This window comes from Streptomyces recifensis (assembly GCF_002154615.1).
Classification (GTDB): domain Bacteria; phylum Actinomycetota; class Actinomycetes; order Streptomycetales; family Streptomycetaceae; genus Streptomyces; species Streptomyces griseoluteus.
In genome coordinates this window covers 1-1,185 of the sequence record NZ_MUNH01000575.1, presented here as the reverse complement: position 1 = coordinate 1,185, position 1,185 = coordinate 1, and the positions used below count along the sequence as shown (strand labels likewise).

At 70.0% G+C, this 1,185-nt stretch carries 2 protein-coding genes and 1 pseudogene; 1 reads left to right on the top strand and 2 read right to left on the bottom strand.

All coding sequences use genetic code 11. The features are described from left to right. Positions 1-34 precede the first annotated feature (34 nt). Positions 35-442: pseudogene (locus CCN33_RS26285) on the top strand (hypothetical protein); the annotation flags it as partial. Between the two features lie 8 nt (positions 443-450). Here CCN33_RS26285 and CCN33_RS26280 read toward each other — a convergent pair. Then, complete coding sequence (locus tag CCN33_RS26280) at positions 451-972, bottom strand: DUF2165 domain-containing protein (protein WP_086695946.1); 522 nt, start codon at positions 970-972, stop codon at positions 451-453. A gap of 47 nt (positions 973-1,019) precedes the next feature. Beyond that, on the bottom strand, positions 1,020-1,185 hold a 166-nt coding region (locus CCN33_RS26275), incomplete at its 5' end, for a DUF397 domain-containing protein (RefSeq protein ID WP_086695945.1).

Genomic DNA, 1,185 nt, shown 5'->3' with positions numbered 1-1,185 from the left:
CCGGTGCGCCTGGGCCGAGTAGACGATCCTGCGCCCGACCCCCGACGCCTCCGGCAGCGCGGGCGGGCCGGAGGCGTCGGGGGTCGGGCGCAGGATCGTCTACTCGGTCCAGGCGCACCGGGTGTGGCTGGTGGACGCGACGGGGACGTCTTCCCGGACCTTCACGGTGTGGCCGGGCACGCTGGACCCGCAGCCGGGCCGGTACTCGATCATCAAGCGGACGGAAGCCACGACCGGCTCGGACGGGGTGCAGGTCGAGCACATCATGTACTTCACGGCAGTGTCGGGCGTGAACATAGGCTTCTCCAACGCCCTCGACGGCTCCTCCCCGCCCCCGGCCCCGAACGGCGCCCAGACCGGCGGCATCCGCCTCCACAAGGAGGACGGAGCCGCACTGTGGTCCTTCGGTGACCTGGGGACGAGGGTGTCGGTCGTCGAATAGCCGGACGGCTACCGCTCGTCGCGGGCCGGCAGGTGGTTGATGATCAGGGCGACTCCGCTGAGCAGGAAGACGCGGGTCGCCGCGTCCACGCCGTTCCAGGTCTTGGACTGCCACATGGCGAACCACTCGCCGCCGATGGCGATGAAGCCGGCCCCGAAGAGCAGGATCAGCATCAGCAGGCCGTACGTGGAGAAGCGGCGCGCGCGGGCGTGGTCCCGCCGGGCCCACAGCCAGGTGCCCCACACCAGTACGGCTGCCGCCACGGTCTCCCAGGCGATGATCGCCACGTAGGCGGTGTCCTGGAGGGCGGTGCTGGTGATCGCCCGCCACATCAGGTGGTCGTCCCTGAACGTGGTGTCCATCGCCAGCACGTGCCGCACGTACTGCTGGTTCGTCCCGAAGTCCGTAATGTTCCCCAGGGCGACGAGGGCGATGTACAGCGCGAGCACGCCGGTGAGCACGGTGGCGGCGAGGCTCAGCCCCGAGCGGGCGGCGCGGGCGGAGTCGGCGGGGGCCGCAGAGTCGGTCATGGTCATGACCGGAATTCTTCCCGACCCGCGCCGAGGGGGAACGCCTTTCAGACGAGGTGCCCCGCGTGACTGAGGAAGGAGGTCCAGGAGTCGGCGGAGACGGTGAGTTGGTCGCCGTCGGTGCTCTTCGAGTCCCGGATGTGGATGTGGTCGGGGGTCAGGGCGACTTCGACGCAGTCCGGCCCGTCGTTGCTGCTGTAGCTGCTCTTGAAC